Origin of the sequence: Streptomyces sp. yr375 (assembly GCF_900110755.1) — a bacterium.
In the GTDB taxonomy this organism is placed as follows: Bacteria; Actinomycetota; Actinomycetes; order Streptomycetales; family Streptomycetaceae; genus Streptomyces.
Genome location: NZ_FOFF01000043.1, coordinates 1 through 17512 on the forward strand (window position 1 = coordinate 1; position 17512 = coordinate 17512).

General features: G+C 69.4%; 15 protein-coding genes and 1 pseudogene. 8 read left to right on the plus strand and 8 right to left on the minus strand.

The window, feature by feature from the left end; all coding sequences use genetic code 11:
• The 5 genes and pseudogenes from BMZ82_RS30580 to BMZ82_RS30595 form a co-directional block, all read left to right on the plus strand.
• Nucleotides 1-899: thymidylate synthase (locus BMZ82_RS30580; protein ID WP_107487701.1), on the plus strand; the 899-nt coding region annotated here is incomplete at its 5' end.
• A complete protein-coding gene (locus tag BMZ82_RS30585) occupies nucleotides 857-1498 on the plus strand; it encodes a DnaB-like helicase N-terminal domain-containing protein (RefSeq protein ID WP_256252196.1) in 642 nt (213 codons plus the stop codon). The genes BMZ82_RS30580 and BMZ82_RS30585, both read left to right, overlap by 43 nt.
• A 640-nt stretch (nucleotides 1499-2138) precedes the next feature.
• Nucleotides 2139-2462: pseudogene (locus BMZ82_RS42145) on the plus strand (hypothetical protein); the annotation flags it as partial.
• A gap of 65 nt (nucleotides 2463-2527) precedes the next feature.
• Nucleotides 2528-2938, plus strand: coding sequence for an SPDY domain-containing protein (locus BMZ82_RS42150; protein ID WP_256252200.1), 411 nt, complete (start codon nucleotides 2528-2530; stop codon nucleotides 2936-2938).
• 521 nt (nucleotides 2939-3459) lie between these two features.
• Nucleotides 3460-4712 (plus strand): IS3 family transposase gene (locus tag BMZ82_RS30595; RefSeq protein WP_093780651.1). Its coding sequence is split into 2 segments (ribosomal slippage): nucleotides 3460-3802 and nucleotides 3802-4712, totalling 1254 coding nucleotides; the frame shifts between segments, so codons are not numbered across the junction.
• Here BMZ82_RS30595 and BMZ82_RS30600 read toward each other — a convergent pair.
• Nucleotides 4661-5776, minus strand: a complete 1116-nt coding sequence (locus BMZ82_RS30600) for an IS30 family transposase (RefSeq protein WP_218159065.1) — start codon at nucleotides 5774-5776, stop codon at nucleotides 4661-4663. The two genes, BMZ82_RS30595 and BMZ82_RS30600, sit on opposite strands and share 52 nt — an antisense overlap.
• 110 nt (nucleotides 5777-5886) lie before the next feature.
• On the opposite strand from BMZ82_RS30600, the gene BMZ82_RS30605 reads away from it, so the two are divergent.
• Nucleotides 5887-6759 carry an IS3 family transposase gene (locus BMZ82_RS30605; protein WP_093780652.1) on the plus strand — a complete coding sequence of 291 codons (873 nt, stop codon included), beginning with the start codon at nucleotides 5887-5889 and terminating at the stop codon, nucleotides 6757-6759.
• A 132-nt stretch (nucleotides 6760-6891) separates the two neighbouring features.
• Here BMZ82_RS30605 and BMZ82_RS30610 read toward each other — a convergent pair whose 3' ends face one another.
• The 7 genes from BMZ82_RS30610 to BMZ82_RS30640 all read right to left on the minus strand — a co-directional run bounded on the left by BMZ82_RS30610 (nucleotide 6892) and on the right by BMZ82_RS30640 (nucleotide 14600).
• Nucleotides 6892-8067, minus strand: a complete 1176-nt coding sequence (locus tag BMZ82_RS30610; RefSeq protein WP_037750814.1) for a pyridoxal phosphate-dependent aminotransferase — start codon at nucleotides 8065-8067, stop codon at nucleotides 6892-6894.
• Nucleotides 8064-8978, minus strand: a complete 915-nt coding sequence (locus BMZ82_RS30615; RefSeq protein ID WP_093780653.1) for a 2-dehydropantoate 2-reductase — start codon at nucleotides 8976-8978, stop codon at nucleotides 8064-8066. The genes BMZ82_RS30610 and BMZ82_RS30615 overlap by 4 nt, the downstream gene beginning before the upstream one ends.
• 313 nt (nucleotides 8979-9291) lie before the next feature.
• The gene (locus tag BMZ82_RS30620) at nucleotides 9292-10068 is read right to left on the minus strand and encodes an enoyl-CoA hydratase (RefSeq protein ID WP_093780654.1); all 777 of its coding nucleotides are present in this window, start codon (nucleotides 10066-10068) and stop codon (nucleotides 9292-9294) included.
• Nucleotides 10065-10919, minus strand: coding sequence for a 3-hydroxyisobutyrate dehydrogenase (gene mmsB, locus BMZ82_RS30625; RefSeq protein WP_371271328.1), 855 nt, complete (start codon nucleotides 10917-10919; stop codon nucleotides 10065-10067). Before mmsB ends, BMZ82_RS30620 begins: the two co-directional genes overlap by 4 nt.
• A gap of 32 nt (nucleotides 10920-10951) precedes the next feature.
• Complete coding sequence (locus BMZ82_RS30630; RefSeq protein ID WP_037750823.1) at nucleotides 10952-12028, minus strand: enoyl-CoA hydratase/isomerase family protein; 1077 nt, start codon at nucleotides 12026-12028, stop codon at nucleotides 10952-10954.
• The gene (locus BMZ82_RS30635) at nucleotides 12028-13182 is read right to left on the minus strand and encodes an acyl-CoA dehydrogenase family protein (RefSeq protein WP_093780702.1); all 1155 of its coding nucleotides are present in this window, start codon (nucleotides 13180-13182) and stop codon (nucleotides 12028-12030) included. The genes BMZ82_RS30630 and BMZ82_RS30635 overlap by 1 nt, the downstream gene beginning before the upstream one ends.
• Nucleotides 13183-13688: 506 nt before the next feature.
• Nucleotides 13689-14600, minus strand: coding sequence for a LysR family transcriptional regulator (locus BMZ82_RS30640; protein WP_093780656.1), 912 nt, complete (start codon nucleotides 14598-14600; stop codon nucleotides 13689-13691).
• A gap of 225 nt (nucleotides 14601-14825) precedes the next feature.
• Here BMZ82_RS30640 and BMZ82_RS30645 point away from each other — a divergent pair, with 225 nt between their 5' ends.
• Nucleotides 14826-16319, plus strand: a complete 1494-nt coding sequence (locus BMZ82_RS30645) for an aldehyde dehydrogenase family protein (RefSeq protein WP_218159066.1) — start codon at nucleotides 14826-14828, stop codon at nucleotides 16317-16319.
• A 3-nt stretch (nucleotides 16320-16322) separates the two neighbouring features.
• Complete coding sequence (locus BMZ82_RS30650) at nucleotides 16323-17495, plus strand: CaiB/BaiF CoA transferase family protein (RefSeq protein ID WP_093780658.1); 1173 nt, start codon at nucleotides 16323-16325, stop codon at nucleotides 17493-17495.
• Nucleotides 17496-17512: the final 17 nt, after the last annotated feature.

A 17512-nucleotide genomic window follows, 5' to 3' on the forward strand; every position in this document is an offset into this window, starting at 1 on the left:
AGAACTCCATGATCACGGGCATCCGTGCCTGTTCTGCATCGGACCCCGCCCAACCTGATCAACCGTCGGGAAGCGGACGTCAGCCGACTACGCCGAAGCCCTGCCACCGGGACCTGGAGATGATCGGCTACTACTCGACGTCCATGCACGCCAGCAGCGCCGACGGCATCCGTCTCGGCGGGTCCGCCTACGGACATTCGCTGTTCAGCCCGATCCGTGGCGGCAAGTCTCAGTTCGACCAGGTGGTGAAGCTGCTGCTGAACGAGGCCGACAGCAAACGCGGCTACCTGCCGGTGTTCGAGGCGAAGGAACTCGCCGACCTCGACAACCCCGACGTCGCATGCCTGGCCGGCTTGCACCTGCTGCTGCGCGACGGGCGACTGCACATGGTGTGCAACATGCGGGCGAACGACCTCGACTGCGGCCTGCTGTCCGACGTCTTCTCCTTCACGATGATCCACGAGTACGCGGCAATCCAACTCGGCCTGGAGCTGGGGACGTACACGCACACGATCGGCTCCGCCCACGTCAACGACAGCGACGCCGAGCGTGTCGAGCGAGTCCTGGCGGAGGCGGACTCCCGGTCGGCGCCGCCGTCCTTCCCGTTTCCGGAGATGCCGCGGGACACCGATGGTTCAACCATCGCGGACGTACTGCACCACGAACACGTGCTCCGCACGAACTATCGCCGCTACACCGCCGAGCGCATTGCGGGCCTGGACCTGGATCCGTACTGGCAGCAGGCAGTGCTGCTGTTCGAGCTGTACCGGCAGATCCAGCACGACCAGACGACGGCGTTCGACCCGGATGTCCTGGCCGCGCTCGATCCTGGCCTGCGCTGGCTCATGGAACGCAAGTGGCCGGTCTGCGCTGCGACTTCGGGCGGCGGTTCCGAGTGAGTGGCGGCCGGCCGACGAGCGGTGCGGTGGTGGAGGGCGAGGGCATCGACTTCGACCGCTGGGCGGTCATCCTGTGCAAGCCCGACGCGGTGGCGCGCGGCAAGGTCCAGCACTTGCGGTGGTTGACCGAGGCGGACTTCCTGCTGCCGCTGCACGCCGCGCTCTGGCAGTCCATCACCGCCCTGGTCCACCGCGGCGACATGGTCGACCCCGTCACCGTCCTCGGCGAAGCCCAGCACCGTGGCGTGCTCACCGGCTCCCTCACCCCCAAGGACCTGATGTCCCTGGTCTCCACGCCCGCCAGCTCACCCGAGTACTGGGGCGAGAAGATCCTCCAGCGCGCTCTCCTCGCCCGCGCCCAGACGGTCGCCGCATGGATCACCGCCTACACCGACGACCTGGCCAACACCCCCCACCAGCTCGTCACCGGCAGCCGTCGCGCCCTCGCGGACCTCAACTCCCTGCGCACCCGCTGGATACGCGCCACCGCAGTCCCACCCACTCCCGCCGAAAGCCGGCCGGCCCGCCACGGGCAACCGCCCCGCGCGACCGGCCCTCCACCCCAACCCGCGCTGACCACCCCACGCGCTCACCGATGACCCCGCTATCGGGCCCGGCCCTCCGCCGATCGGGCCCGAAACGAGACCGCCTTCTATGCCCGGTATTCCTCCCGACGCCCCCGTCCGCCTCGACGCCCAGGTCTTCCTCGACGCACATCCCGCCCACCCCACCGCCGTCATCGCACGCCTGACCGGCAGCCACTACCGCACCGCCCAGGCCCTCCTGACCGCGCACGGCTTCGACTCCCTCGACGAACACCCCATGGTCCTGGCCCGGATCGACCGCGAGGAACCGCACTGGGCCCAGAAGGCCACCCACGCCCTGCACGCCGAAGGCATCACCGCCGAGATCACCCCGAGCCTGCAGGAAGCCATCGACGAGGAATGGCCGTGGATCACCTACCCTGACCCCCGCCCCAGCCGCGACGAGATCCGCGGACGTACCGACCAAGCGCAGAAGATCCACGACGCGATCCGCGACGGCCGCCTCGTCATCCATGCCCACGCCCACGCCGACACCGGCTGGGACACCGTGGCCGTCGGAACCTACCGAGACAGCGGCAAAAGCGTCCACCTGCGGGGCGAGAACCACCTGCGCCGCATCACCCACGCCTTCGTCTCACCGGCCCAGGCCCTCACCGCCTTCGAACAGGCCCACGTAGTCCCCGGCCCCGCACCCATGACCGACACCGAAGGCCACACCGCCCACGCCCGCACCAGCCTCGCCCCTCCAGACACGGCCCCGACCGCCACCGCCGCGCCGCTGGTCAAGCGGGTACCCGCCTATGCCGCCGATCCCGGCGACCAAGAGGCCGTCTTCAACGTCTTCCTCGACAACAACGGCGACTGGGAGAAGTACCAGACCTTCTCCAACGACACCACACACGTCATCGACGAGTCACAGACCCTGCGCATCCAACTCCTGCACGAAGCCGACCCTCGCGAGGACGCCTGGACCATCGCCGCCTATGAGACGCCCGTCTCCGACCAGATGTGGCACCTCACCCTGACGGCAAACACCCCAGCCGGACCCCTGAACAGCCTCCTCATATCCCTCGCCCACGGGGAATGGGACACAAGCCTCGACAGCCCCATCACCGAGAAGAGCGTCGCGCAGACACCCGCCCCCTCACCGACGCCGGCTGGACATCCACGGCACAAGGACACTGGCTGCACTGGAAGTCCACCCAGGAAGACGCCGGACTCACGCTCGACGCCTTCACCGCCAAGAACCCGAACGCCAGCCTCACTTCCTGGACCATCTGGGCAGGCGACAACCCCGACCGGCCCACCTGGGCCATCAATGCGTCCACCTTCACTCCTGCTGACCTCCTCGCCGACCTCACCGAAGAACTCGCCCACGAAATCGGCACCCGCCGGACCAGCCCTCAGCAACCGGCCAAGCACATCAGCCAGATCAGCACAGCACCCCCGCCACCGTCCCCATCGCATACCGCCGAAACCGGCCATCGACGCTGATGTGCCGGGCCCGCAGCCGAGTTGAGTCCCTTTCCGGCAGCACACCACCGCCGCAGGCGCGCCTCCCCACGCGAGGCTACGAACGCGCCAGTCCGAGCTCCAACCACTGCCCACCGGCCGGCTTGAGAACCATCAGGTCGGCGTGTTCGGTAAATCCGAGCCGCTGGTAGTGGGCTTGATCCGCTTTGACGGACATCCGAGATCAGGGGTTCAGCCCCGGGAGAGGATGTCCATCATGGAGAGCATGGGGAAGAAGAAGCCTCGCCCTCGTCGCTCGTTCACGCCGGAGTTCAAGGCGGAGATCGTCGAGCTGTGCCGACGCGGTGACCGCTCGGTCGGTCAGATCGCCAAGCTTAGATTCAACCGGTCAAGGCAACACTCTCTGCCGGGGTGCGGAATCCCAGGCACTTGCGGGGGCGGTTGTTCAGCTTCGCCGCGATGGCGTCGAGGGGGCCTCCCCCTGAGTGGTGGACACGCTGATACTGGATCTGCTTGATCCGGAGGAAGCGAGAACACCGCCGATGGCGATGAAGGACTACTCGGACGAGTTCAAGGCCGATGCCGTGGCCCTGTACGGGTCCACGCCCGGGGCGACCTACAAGAGCATCGCCGCTGACCTGGGCATCAACAGAGCGACGCTGCGTGAGTGGGTGCTTCGGGACCGGGAGCGTCGCGGCGTCGCCCCGGCGACCGCTCGGGCAGGTGGGGCAGAGCCGGCCCGGGCAGGACAGCCGGCGCATTCCGCCGGCCCGGACGAGCGGATCCGGCAGCTGGAGGCCCGGGTCGCCGAGCTTGAGGCGAGCGAGCGGAAGCTGGCCACCGAGCGGGACATCCTGCGCAGGGCGGCCAAGTATTTCGCCGGCGGGACGAACTGGTGAACCGCTTCCAGTTCGTCCACGACCACCGGGACGCCTTCGGCGTGAAGCGGCTGTGCCAGGTGCTGGGCGTGAACCGCTCCAGCTGCTACAAGCGGAGGGACGGGGCCGACGCGCGGACCGCGCGGCAGGCCGCCGACCGGGCCCTGGCCGAACAGGTCCGCGCCGTCCACGCCGACTCCGACGGCGCCTACGGCTCCCCGCGGGTCACCGCAGAGCTCCGCGCCGACGGCCGGAGGATCAACGAGAAACGGGTGGCCCGCGTGATGCGCAAGTTCTCCATCCAGGGCATACGCCTGCGCAGACGGGTCCGCACCACGATCCCCGAGCCGTCGGCGACACCGGTCCCGGACCTGTTCCAGCGGGACTTCACCGCCCCCATGCCTGGAGTCAAGTACATGGGCGACATCACCTACCTCCCCACCGGGGACGGCCAGTTCCTCTATCTGGCCACTGTCCTGGACTGCTTCAGCCGCCGGGTGGCCGACTGGTCCATCGCCGCCCACACGCGCACCGAACTCGTCGCCGACGCTCTGCGGATGGCAGCCGCCACCCGCGGCGGCCTGAGCGGCGCGGTCTTCCACTCCGATCACGGCGCCCAGTACACATCGCGTGAATTCGCCGACCTGTGCGGTGAGTTGGGGTTCACCCAGTCCATGGGCGCGGTCGGCACCTCCGCCGACAACGCCGCCCGCGAGAGCTTCCACGCCACCCTCAAGCGCGAGACCCTACGCGGTGCCCACCACTACCCGGGAACGGAACTCTGCCGACGCACCGTCTTCCGGTGGCTCACCCGCTACAACACCCGCCGCAGGCACTCCGCCAACGGACACCTCAGCCCCATGGCCTATGAAAACCAGCACCAGCAGGAGTCCGATAAGCTCACGCTGGCCGCATGATCACCCGAACGCGTGTCCACTTTCGCGGGGGAAGGCACGAGGTCGTCCTGGCTGAACGTCGACAGGTTGGTGCCTTTGGGCAGGTACTGCCGGAGCAGCTTGTTGGTGTTCTCGTTGGTGCCTCGCTGCCAGGGGCTGCGCGGGGCTGCGAAGAACACGTCGACGCCGGTGTCAGTGCTGAGACGCTTGTGGGCTGCCAGTTCCATGCCGCGATCCCAGGTCAGCGTGCCGTGTAGTCGGGAGTCCATGCGCGTGTATGCCTCTGCCAGAGCTGGAACGGCCACGCTGGTGTGGCGGCTGGCGAGTTTCACGACCGTGAGGAACCGCGTCTTCCGGTCGACCAGCGTGGCGACCTGACTGTTGTTCGAGCCGATCACCAGATCGCCTTCCAGATGCCCGGGCTCGCTGCGGTCCTGCGCGGCCTGAGGGCGCTCCTCGATCGGCCGGGCATCGGTGATCTGCGAGCGCCATTGCCCCTTCACCGTGTGTCGCTTGTTCTTCCGGATCGGGCGGCCGGTGCGAAGACGCTTGCAGAGCTCGCGGGGAATCACTTTCCACCGGGTGGTGTAGACCGACCGGTAGATCGTTTCGTGGCTGATCTCCATCGCCGGGTCACCCCCGTGAAAACGACGAAGGTGGCCAACTATCTGCTCGGGTGACCACTCCTGGCAGAGCAGGGTCAGTACCGTCTGCCTGAGTGCCGGTCTGGCGGCCAGCAGGCACTGTTTCGGGCGCCGGGCACGGTCAACTGCCCGTTCCTGCGCAGCGATTGCCCGATAGACGTCGCGTCCGCCGTTGTTGCCGACTTCACGCCTGATCGTCGACACCGCACGCCCCAGCAAAGCGGCGATCGCCCGGTAGGAACGGCCGGCACAAAGCCCGCGTGAGATCTCCTCTCGCTCCCTCAAGGTCAGGCTTCCAGCGCGCGCCCTGCGGGGCACGGGAGCGATTCCACCGTGGTGCTTGAGGACGGTGAACACCGAGCCGGGTGGCTTGCCGATCTGTCTCGAAATGACGCTGATCGACTCCCCGCACCTCCACCGCCGCCACAGGTCGGCCTTCATCTCATCCGACATCCCCGGCCGACCCAATCTCGCCACGTATACCGTCCTCAACCAGCACTGTTGCTCTGACCAGTTGAATCTAAGACGGCTTTCTTCGCGAAGGAGACCCGGTGACGGTGCACCCGTTCATCGAGGCGGAGAAGCGTGCAGGTCACAGCGTCAAACGAGCGTGTGAGCTGCTGAAGGTCTCCCGGACCGCCTTCTATGCCCGCAGCACTGCCAAGCCTGGTCCCCGCGCGGTCCGTGACGCCGAGCCGGCGGAACAGATCGCCGACGTCCACACGCGATCGCGGGGAACCTACGGCGCCCCGCGCGTCCATGCCGTGCTCAAGCGGGCAGGCGCCGGATGCGGCCGCCGACGTGTCGCGCGGCTGATGCGGGCTGCCGGACTGCAGGGCCGACACCGCAGACGACGGCACCAGACGACGATCCCCGATCCACGAGCTGCCCTGCGGCCCGATCTCGTCGTCCGGGACTTCCAGCCCGACCCTGCCGGCCTGGATGCCCGCTGGTGCGGCGACATCACCTACATCGCCACGGAGGAGGGCTGGCTCTATCCGGCCACCGTCCTAGACATCGCCTCCCGTCGCGTGGTCGGCTGGGCGACTGCCGACCACCTGCGGACCGATCTGGTCGCCGATGCCCTCACGGCCGCCTGTCGAAAACGCCGTCCCACCCGGCCGGTGATCTTTCACTCGGATCGCGGCTGTCAGTACACCAGCCGGCAATTCGCATCGCTGGCAGACCAGTTGGGGGTGCGTCTGTCGGTCGGCCGCACCGGACAGTGCTGGGACAACGCACTCGCCGAGTCGTTCTTCGCCACCATCAAGAGGGAGTTGCTCGGCGCCATCTCCTGGCCCAGCCGGGCCGCCGCCCGCACCGCGATCTTCGATTTCATCGAGGGCTGGTACAACTCGCACCGGCTGCACAGCAGCCTCGGCTATCGCAGTCCCGCCGAATACGAGACCGCACTCGCAGCCTGACCACCACACCGATGGTGTCCGTCAAAGCGGAACAAGCTCAGACCCCGGCTGATCCACCGTCCGTGCTGTGACCTGCCTGGGAAAGGCCCGCTGCGGTGGGCAAGGCCGGTCGGCCACCCTCAACCGCTCGGTTCAATGCAGCGTGGCCAGGAACTTCTCGAGCCGGTCGATGCCTTCGTGCAGGTCGTTCATCGACGCCGCATAGGAGAGCCGGACGTGTGTGTCCGCGGTGTTTACCCCGAAATCCCGGCCCGGAGTGAGGGCGACGTGAGCCTCCTGGAGGGCTCGCTCACAGAACTGCCATGAGGTGAGGCCGGTGCCGCTGACGTCGAAGTAGACGTAGAACGCGCCGTCGGGCGGAACCGGCACCGGCAGCCCGATCCGTTCCAGGCCGTCGACGACAAGGCCACGTCGCTCGGCGAGCTCGACACGACGGGCCTCGCAGACTGCGAGCGACTCGGGAGCGAAGCAGGCCAGGGCGGCGTGCTGGGCGGGGGCGGAGGCACAGAGGAAGTAGTTCTGGGCCAGGCGCTCGATCGCCGGCACGAGCGGCTCCGGAGCGACGCACCAGCCCAGGCGCCAGCCGGTCATGCCGAAGTACTTCGAGAAGCTGTTGATGACGACGGCGTCGGCGTCCGACGACAGCGCGCTGCGCGGCGGCCGACCCTGGGCATCGTGATCGCTCAGATTGAGGTAGATCTCGTCGACGATGCGCCAGGCCCCACGCTCACGGGCGAGGTCGCAGATCGAGGCCAGCTCGTCCACGGGCACCGAGGTGCCGGTCGGGTTGGACGGAGTCGCGACCATGACGCCGCGCGTCCGGTCCGTCCAACGCGAGCGCACCGAAGCCGCGTCGAGCTGGAAGCGGGTCTCGGCGGTCGTCGGTACGAGTGCGACCCGGGCGCCGAAGCTCTCCACGATCTGCCGGTTGCAGGGGTAGGACGGGTCCCCGATGAGCACCTCGTCGCCCGGGTCGACGAGCGCGGCGGTGACCAGCACGAGCGCGGCCGAGGCTCCCGAGGTCACGATGATCCGGGACGGGTCGACCACGACGTCGTGCTGGGTCAGGTAGAAGTCCGCGATCGCCTGCCGCAGCGCCGGGAGTCCGAGTGCCGCCGTGTAGGTCATGGGCCTGCCGTCCATGACCTCGCGCATCACGTCCAGGACAGCCGGGGGCGCACCGAAGTCCGGCTCGCCGATGCTGAGTTTGACGACGTGGTGCCCTTGCGCCTCCAGTGCGGCGGCGTGCTTGCCGAACTCCATGGCGTAGAACGGGGCCACGGCCTGGGCCCGTTGTGAGATCTTCATGCGGTCACCTCGGTCGGCTCGATGGTGGACAGGAGGGCGAGGACGAACCGGTTCGTCGGAACGTCGATGCCGTGGCGTTCGGCGGCGCGTACCACGGCTCCGGTGAGAGCGTCGTGTTCGAGCGGCCGGCCGGCGAGGCGGTCCTCCCGCATCGATGTGGTGCTGCCCGGAGGGACGTGCTGCAGCCAGTGCATGGCACGGTCGACGTGCCCGTCGGCGAGCACCGCGCCTTCGGCCCGGCCCACCTGGATGGCTTCGGCCATGATGTTCCGGGCGATGCGCTCGATCTCGGGATCCCGCATGATGTCGGCGCGCCGGCCGGTCAGGGCGGTCAGGGGGTTGGCGGTGATGTTCGTGAGCAGCTTCGTCCACGCCACCGTCTTCAGGTCGGGCTCGACCGAGGCGCGCATCTTGCCGGTGTTCAGCTCGGCGGCGAGGGCGATGCCGGCCGGGTCGTCCGGCACGGCCACGTCGAGCGCGCCGGCCCGCCGGAGGATCACGTGCCCGGGTGCGGTGCGCTCGCAGTTCAGGTAGACGACGCCGGGCACGATGTGCGCGGGTCCTACGTACGGCAGAACGCGTTCACGCTGCTCGACGCCGTTCTGCGCGACGAGCACCGTCGTCTCCGGGTGCGCGAGTGCGCGCAGCCAGTCCGCCACCGCCGCCGTCTGGTGCGCCTTCACGGCGACGATCGCGGTGGCGTGTCCCGCGATGTCGGCCGGGTCGGTCACGTGGCGAACCGGCCAGGTCTCCGCAACTCCGTCCTCGGTGACCTTGATGTGGTCAACAGGCGCACGCCCGCCGCAGATGGTGATGGGCCGCCCGGTTCGGGCGAGCGCGGAGGCCAACGAGAGGCCGATCGCGCCCGCACCGATGACCGCGACGGGTGGCTGACTCGCGAGTGGGTTCATGTCGTCTTCCTGGTCGCCGTGCAATGGGTCCTCAGGCAGGGTGCGGACGCGATTCGGCCTGGCCCGGAAAGCCTGGAGGCACGAGCCCGAGCCTGGCCGGGACGACCTTCCTCAACGGGAACGTCGGTGTCGCAGAGCGCCGACACCGGACTCGGGGTCTGTAGCAGTTCTTCCCACAACAACTCTGTTGGGGGTCGATTTTAGGCGCCGCACTGCGCAAAAGGTTGCCGACCTACCCCATAATTCGGGGATAATCGGAAAGATTATCCCCACAATGGTCACTTTCCGGCAAGGATTTCCTCCGCCGCGCGGGTCAGCGGTCAGTGAATCTGGGGGCTCGTTTCTCCACGAAGGCCGCCATGCCCTCCTTCTGGTCGGACAGGGCGAAGGTCGCGTGGAACATCCGGCGTTCGAAGCGGACGCCCTCCGCGAGGCTGGTCTCGAAGGCGCGGTTGACGCTTTCCTTCAGCATCACCGCGGCCGGTTCGGACATGGATGCGATGGTCTCGGCCACCGCCAGTGCCTCGCCGAGCAGGTCCGCGGCCGGCACGATCCGTGACACCAGTCCGGCACGCTCCGCCTCCTCGGCGTCCATCATTCGCCCGGTCAGGCACAGCTCCATCGCCTTGGCCTTGCCCACCGCCCGGGTGAGACGCTGGGACCCGCCGATGCCGGGAATGACTCCGAGTCTGATCTCCGGCTGCCCGAACCTCGCCGTGTCGGCGGCCAGCAGGATGTCGCAGAGCATCGCCAACTCGCAGCCTCCGCCCAGGGCGTAGCCCGCGACCGCCGCGACCACCGGCTTGCGCAGTTGTCCGAGGCGGTCCCAGGCGGCGAACCAGTCGCCGAGGTAGGCGTCGGCAAAGGTGAGTTCCCGCATCTCCTTGATGTCGGCGCCGGCCGCGAACGCCTTCTCGGAACCGGTGATGACCAGCGCGCCGATCTCCGGGTCGCGGTCGAACGCGGTCGCCGCGTCCACGGTCTCATTCATCAGCCGGGTGTTGAGTGCGTTGAGCGCCTCGGGGCGGTTGAGGGTGATCAGTCCGACCCGTCCCTTGCGTTCGACCAGAACGGTCTCGTGGTCGCTCACTGCGTCACCTGCTTCCTGATCTGCCGGACGATGGCGGAGAAGTCCAGACCGGCGCCGGCTCCGTCGGCGAAGGACCGGTACAACTCGGATGCGCGCCGGCCCAGTTCGAGTGTCATGTCGGCTGTCATGGCCGCGTCCACGGCGAGCCCCAGGTCCTTGGCCATCAGGGCGGAAGCGAAGCCGGGCGCGTAGTCTCGGTTGGCCGGGCTGGCCGGGACCGGCCCCGGCACGGGACAGTTGCTGGTCAGCGCCCAGCACTGGCCCGAGGCCGTGGACGCGACGTCGTAGAGCGCCTGGTGGCTCAGCCCCAGCCGCTCGCCCAGGACGAACGCTTCGCTGACCGCGATCATCGAGATGCCGAGGATCATGTTGTTGCAGATCTTCGCGGCCTGTCCGGCGCCGGACTCGCCGCAATGGACGATCTTGTTGCCCATGGCTTCGAGGACGGGCCGCGCCGCGGCGAACTCCGCCTCCCCGGCGCCGACCATGAAGGTGAGGGTGGCCGCGCTCGCGCCCGCCACACCGCCGGAGACCGGGGCGTCGACCGCCTGGTGCCCGGCTGCCGCGACGATCTCGTGGGCCGCCCGGGCGTCCTCGACATCGATGGTGGAGCAGTCGACGAACAACGTCGCCGGCTTCACCGCGGGCAGCAGGGCACGGTAGGTGTCCAGGACGTGCCGGCCGGCCGGCAGCATGGTGATCACCACATCGGCTTCCGACACCGCCTCGGCCGCGCTGCCGGCGATCGAGACGCCGGCGGCCTCGGCCTGCTTCAGCGCCTCGGGTACGAGGTCGTACCCGGTGACACGGTGGCCGGCCGAAACGAGGTTGGCGGCCATCGGACCGCCCATGTTCCCGAGTCCGATGAATCCGATCGCGAGTGTCACGTCTGCTCCAGGAGAGGGGTGGGGGCGAGGCCGAGTTCACGGTCGCCGAGCGGGGCGAAGAAGCGGGCCACCGCCTCGTCGGTCACGGCTGCCAGGCTGGCCGGATTCCAGCGGGGTGAGCGGTCCTTGTCGATCACCTGGGCGCGGATGCCCTCGGGCAGGTCGGGAGAGACCAGGGCCTGGCAGGAGACCCGGAACTCCTGGTCCAGCACGGCCTCCAGCGTTCCCAGTCGACGGGAGCGGCGCAGGGCGGCGAGCGCCACCTTCACCGCCGTCGGGGACTTGGCGGCGATCTGGAGTGCCGCTTCGGCGGCGACGGGGTGTCCGCTGCCGGCCAGGTTGTCCAGCACGCGTTCGACCGTGTCGGCCGCGTAGCACGCGTCGATCCACGGCCGGTGCCCCGCCAACGCCGCTTCCGGAGGCTGGGCGGTGTGCCGCTCCAGCACCTTTAGGAGATCGTGCTCGGCCAGGTCGGCGAAGAACGCCTCCAGCCGGTCGGAGGGGACGAAGTGGTCGGCGAGGCCGCACAGCAGCGCGTCGCCCGCGCCGACCGCCCCCGCCGTGAGGGCGAGGTGCGTGCCGAGCTCACCAGGGGCACGCGCGAGGAGGTGGGTGCCCCCGACGTCGGGGACGAGACCGATGCCGGTCTCCGGCATCGCGATCCTGGTGCGTTCGGTGACGATCCGTACGCTGCCGTGAGCGGAGACGCCGACCCCGCCGCCCATCACGATGCCGTCCATCACGGCGACGTACGGCTTGGGGTAGCGGGCGATGCGGGCGTTGAGTCGGTATTCGTCCCGCCAGAACAGCCGGGTGGCCTCGCCGTCGCCGCTCAGGGCGTCCTCGTGGATGGCTCGGATGTCACCGCCGGCGCACAGTCCGCGCTCGCCGGCTCCGGTGATGACGACGAGTTCCACGGCGTCGTCCTGCTCCCAGGTGTCCAGGGCGGCGGCGATCCGGCCCACCATCTCGTGGGTGAGGGCGTTGAGCGCCTTCGGCCGGTTGAGCACGATCCACCCTGCGCGGCCGTCGCGTCTGATGAGGACCGGGTCCTCGTGGAAGGTGTTGCTCATCAGGCGGCTCCGACGAGTGAGCGGCCGACGATGACGCGCATGATCTCGTTGGTGCCTTCCAGGATCTGGTGCACCCGCAGATCGCGGACGATCTTCTCGATGCCGTACTCGCTGAGATAGCCGTACCCGCCGTGCAGTTGCAGGGCGCGGTCGGCGACGGCGAATCCGGTGTCGGTGGCGAAGCGCTTGGCCATCGCGCACATCTGCGGTGCGTCGGCGGCGGCCAGGTCGAGGGCGGTCGCCGCGCGCCACACCAGGGCGCGGGCGGCTTCCAGTTCCGTCGCCATGTCGGCGAGCTGGGCCTGCAGGGCGGGATTGTCGATCAGCCGGGCGCCGAACGCCTGCCGGTCGGCGAGGTAGGCGGTGGTCCGCTCCAGGGCGGCCCGTGCACCGCCGAGCGAGCAGGCGGCGATCCCGAGGCGGCCTCCGTTGAGCCCGCTCATCGCGATGCGGAACCCGTTGCCCTCCCCGCCGAGCAGCCGGTCGGCGGGCAGCCGTACCCCGTCCAGGACGACCTGACGGGTGGGCTGGGCGTTCCATCCCATCTTCCGCTCGTTCGGGCCGAACGACACCCCTTCGTCGTCGCGTTCGACGACGAAGGCCGAGATGCCCCGGGGGCCGCTTTCCCCGGTACGGGCCATCACGATGTACACCTGGGAGGCACCGGCGCCCGAGATGAACTGTTTGACACCGTCCAGGACGTAGTGACCGCCGTCGCGGACCGCGCGGGTGGTCATGGCGGAGGCGTCGGAGCCGGCGCCCGGCTCGGTGAGACAGTAGCTGCCGAGGCTTTCCATGCTGCAGACGTCGGCGAGCCAGCGGCCGCGCTGCTCCGGAGACCCGTACTTGTCGATCATCCAGGCGACCATGTTGTGGATCGACAGGTACCCGGCGATGGACGGGCAGCCGGTGGCCAGTGCCTCGAAGATCAGCACGCCGTCCTGACGGGTCAGAGCGGATCCCCCGCCGTCCTCCGCCACGTAGACGCCACCGAGTCCGAAGCCGGCCGCCTTGCGCAGGACGTCGATCGGGAAGTGCTTGTTCTGGTCCCAGTCGATGGCGTTCGGGGCGAGATGCTCGCGAGCGAAGTCCAAGGTGGTCTCCGCGATGGCGAGTTGGTCTTCTGTCAGGGTGTTCACGGTGGTTCGTCCCATCGTCGGGATGGTGGGGGGGCGGGCCCGCACTGGTGCGTCGGAAGCCCCGGGGTACGGCCGTACCGGCGGACCGAGGCGGCGCGGACGGCGAGATGAACGCGCACGGGGCGCGGGCAGGAGCGCGGGCACCCCGTCGGGCGCGGCGGCGTGTCGGGGAGGGCTCGAATGTTCTCGGGCCTGCGTCGTCGTGTCGGCCCGGCGAGCGCCCCGGTCACTCGGTCGGTCGGCTCACACAGGTCGCCCGTCCGGCCCGGCGGGACAGCGTGTGTCCCTCAGCGAGGTCAGCGAGGTTTCCCGCAGACGCCTCGGCCCGTCGCCTCCGTCGTCGTCCGGCTGTGTGGCGGGCTGACGGTGTGGCTCATGGCTCCCTCCTCCTGGACTGTGCCCGGCTCCGTCTGCGGGCGGATGCTTGCCGAGGCATCTGAACCCGGGCACGCCCCGTCCGGGAACCTCCGAAGGTGGGTGTGGTGGGCGGCCACCCACCTTGGTGGGTAGGGCTACCGGCGTCAGACAGCCGGGCACAGCAGGTCCACCCGCTCGCCCAGCCAGGTCTCCAGGTGCTCACAGACCATCCGGATCCGGTCCACGTTGACGAGCGCGGACGGCACGATCATCCAGAACGTTCCGGGTACGTCGACCTGACCGTGCAGTACCGGCTCCAGCCTTGGGTCGCCTTCGGCCAGGAAGCAGGGCAGCAGTCCCACGCCGATGCCGGCGGCTACGGCCTCCCGCTGCGCGAACACGTTGCTGCTGCGGAAGGAGAAGGCCGCGTTCTCGGAGACCGCGTCGAAGATCCGTAGCTCGGGGAGGTCGAGCAGCGATTCGATGTACCAGACCATCTCGTGGTCCACGAGGTCCTCGGCGGTACGGATGGGCCTGGTCCCACGCAGGTACGACGGCGCCGCGTACAGCCGCAGCGAGTAGTCGCACAGGTGGCGCACCTGCAGCCTGGGCAGCTCGGGGCGGTGCAGGGTGATCGCGATGTCGAACTGGCCCGTGTGGCGGCTGATGAGAGCGCTCGTGGTGACGAGTTCGAGGCCGATGCGCGGGTGGCGGGCATGCAAGGGGGCGAGCGCGGGGGTGACCATGACCGAGCCGAAGGCGTCGGTGGCGAGGATCCGGACGACGCCCGAGATCGGCCGTTCCTCGCCCTCACCGGCCGCGAAGGCCAACTGGGCTTCCTCCTCGATGCGCTCCGCGTGCGGAAGAAGGCGTCGACCGGCGTCGGTGAGCTCCCAGCCGGTCCGGGTGCGTTCGAACACCCGGTGCCCCAGGGCCTTCTCCAAGGCGGTGACCCGGCGCGCGACCGTGGTGTGCTCCACCCCCAGGCGGTGCCCGGCCGACACCAGGCGTCCGTGCCGCGCGAGGGCCAGGAAGTAGCGCAGGTCGTCCAGGTTGACCGCCGATGGAGTGTGCATGTCTGCACACTAACTGTGCCCGATTGCCTCTTGCCAGTGCAGTTGTGCAGGTCTGACTGTGGACGCAATCCCCTGCGCATCTCAGCGGGAATCCGCCGGCGTTCCGGCCGCTCCTCGGCCTCCCACGCCTTGCGCCCCACGCCCTGCCCTCGCGTCGGTTCGCGGTGTCCACCGCTGCCGCTCCCCTGCTCTGCCGACGCCCTCGGAGCGAAGGACCCCATGCCAGTGACCACCGTGCAAGACTCCGTGACCTCCGGCGAGCGCCACGTCGGCGACGCGCCGATGCTGATCGCCGGCGAATGGGCCGAGGCGGCCGACGGACAGTGGATCGACGTCGAGAGCCCGCGCGACAAGGCGGTCGTCGGCCGTGTCCCACGCGCCGGTGCCGAGGACGTGAACCGTGCGGTCGAGGCCGCCGCCCGTGCCTTCCCCGGCTGGCGCGATCTGCGCCCCCGTGACCGCGGCGATCTGTTCCGGCGGATCGCGGACGCACTCGAACCCGAGCAGGAGCGCATCGCCCGTCTGCTGTCACTGGAGAACGGCAACGCGCTGCGGACCCAGTCGCGGGGCGAGACGCAGTTCGTGGTGGACTGCTTCCGTTACTTTGCGGGCGTCGCCGGTGAGGCCAAGGGCGAGAGCATCCCGCTCGACCCCACCGTCCTGGACTACTCGCGCCGCGAGCCGCTGGGTGTCGTGGGCGCCATCGTGCCGTGGAACGCCCCGCTGATGCTCTCGGCGCTGAAGATCGCGCCCGCCCTGGTGAGCGGCAACACGCTGGTGCTCAAACTCGCCGAGGACGCACCTCTCGCCGCCCTGGCCGTCGCCCGGATCTGTCAGCGCTTCCTCCCCGAGGGCGTGCTCAATGTCCTCACCGGCTACGGCGCCGAGGCCGGGGAAGCGCTGACCGCGCATCCCCGGATCGCCAAGCTCTCCTTCACCGGGTCCACCGCGGTCGGCCGCCGGGTGATGGCGAAGGGCGCCGAGCGCATCGTGCCGGTGTCCCTCGAACTCGGCGGCAAGAGCCCGCAGATCGTCTTCCCCGACGCCGACGAGGACTGGGTCGTCGACGGCACCATCGCCGGGATGAGGTTCTTCCGCCAGGGACAGTCGTGCACGGCGGGGTCGCGTCTCTTCCTGCACGAGTCGGTCTTCGACTCGTTCGTCGGGAAGCTGGTGGACAAGCTGTCGGCGCTGACGGTCGGAGACCCGCTCGACGAGGCCAGCGACATGGGCACCATCGTCAACGGCCGGCAGTTCGACCGCGTCTGCGACTACATCTCCGAGGGCATGGAGCAGTCCGGGGTGGAGGTAGCGCTGGGCGGGCTTCCCCCGACGGACGGCCCGCTGGCGCAGGGGTACTACGTGCGGCCCACCGTCTTCGCCCGGGTGGCGAACGACTGGCGGATCGCGTCCGAGGAGATCTTCGGGCCCGTGGTGTGCGCGATTCCCTGGAAGGACGAGCAGGACGTCGTCCGCATGGCCAACGACACGCACTTCGGTCTCGCGGGGTTCGTGTGGACGCACGACCTCGGGGCGGGACTGCGCACCGCGCACGCCCTGGAGGCCGGCTGGGTCCAGGTCAACCAGGGCGGCGGCCAGGTGCTCGGCCAGTCGTACGGCGGCTTCAAGCAGAGCGGCATCGGCCGGGAGTTCTCCCTGGAGGGCATGCTCGACAGCTACACCCAGCGCAAGCACGTCTCCGTCAGCCTGGGCCGGTGAACGATGAGTTCGACCGCTTCGGCCCCACTGGACGACGTCCTGGTCATCGACCTCTCCCGCGCCCTCGCCGGACCCCATGCCGCGATGATGCTCGGCGACCTGGGTGCCCGGGTCATCAAGGTCGAGGCCCCGGGCACAGGCGACGAGTCACGCGGCTGGGGACCGCCGTTCGTCGGCCCGGCCGACGAGCCGGTGTCGACGTATTTCCTGTCCTGCAACCGCAACAAGGAGTCGGTGACCGCCGATCTGAAGTCGGCGGAGGGCGTCGAGTTCCTCACCCGGCTCGTGGTCCGCGCCGACGTGCTCATCGAGAACTTCCGGCCCGGCGTCATGGACCGGCTCGGCTTCTCCGCAGAACGGCTCCATGAGCTCAATCCCCGTCTGGTGATCCTCTCGATCAGCGGCTTCGGACACGACGGTCCGTGGGGCGGGCGTCCCGGCTACGACCAGATCGCCCAGGGCGAGGCCGGGCTGATGAGCCTGACCGGGCCGGCCCCGGAAAGCCCCACGCGCATCGGGGTGCCGATCGGGGATCTGCTGGCGGGCATGAACGGCGCGTACGGCGTGCTCTCAGCGCTGTACGAACGCGGCCGCACCGGACTCGGCAAGGTCGTCCGTACGTCTCTGCTCGCGTCGATCGTCGGCGTGCACGCCTACCAGGGCACGCGGTACACGGTGGCCAGCGAGGTCGCCCGGGCGACCGGCAACCATCACCCGTCGATCGCTCCGTACGGCCTGTTCCGCTGCGAGGGCGGAGCCATCCAGGCGGCGGTCGCCAACGACGCCCTGTGGGTGAGGTTCGCCGGGATCGTGGGGCTCGACGCCGAGGACCCGAGGTTCGACGGCAACGCCCGGCGGGTGGCCCACCGCGAGGACCTGCGGGAGGCCGTCGAGAAGGCGCTGGCGGAACGGCCGGCGGCGCACTGGCTGAAACTGCTGGCGGCGGCGGGCGTGCCGGCCGGGGAGGTCCGCACCCTGGACCAGGTCTACGACTGTCCGCAGACCCGTTCCCAGGGCCTGGTGATCGAGGTGGACCACCCGTCGCTCGGCCCGATCGAGCTGCCCGGCCCCGCCATCCGCTTCGACGGCACCGTCCCCCGCGGCCACACCGCGCCCCCTCGGCTGGGCGAACACGACGACAGCGTGCGTCGCTGGCTGGACATACAGGACAGCTGACCGGCAGGAACCGTGAC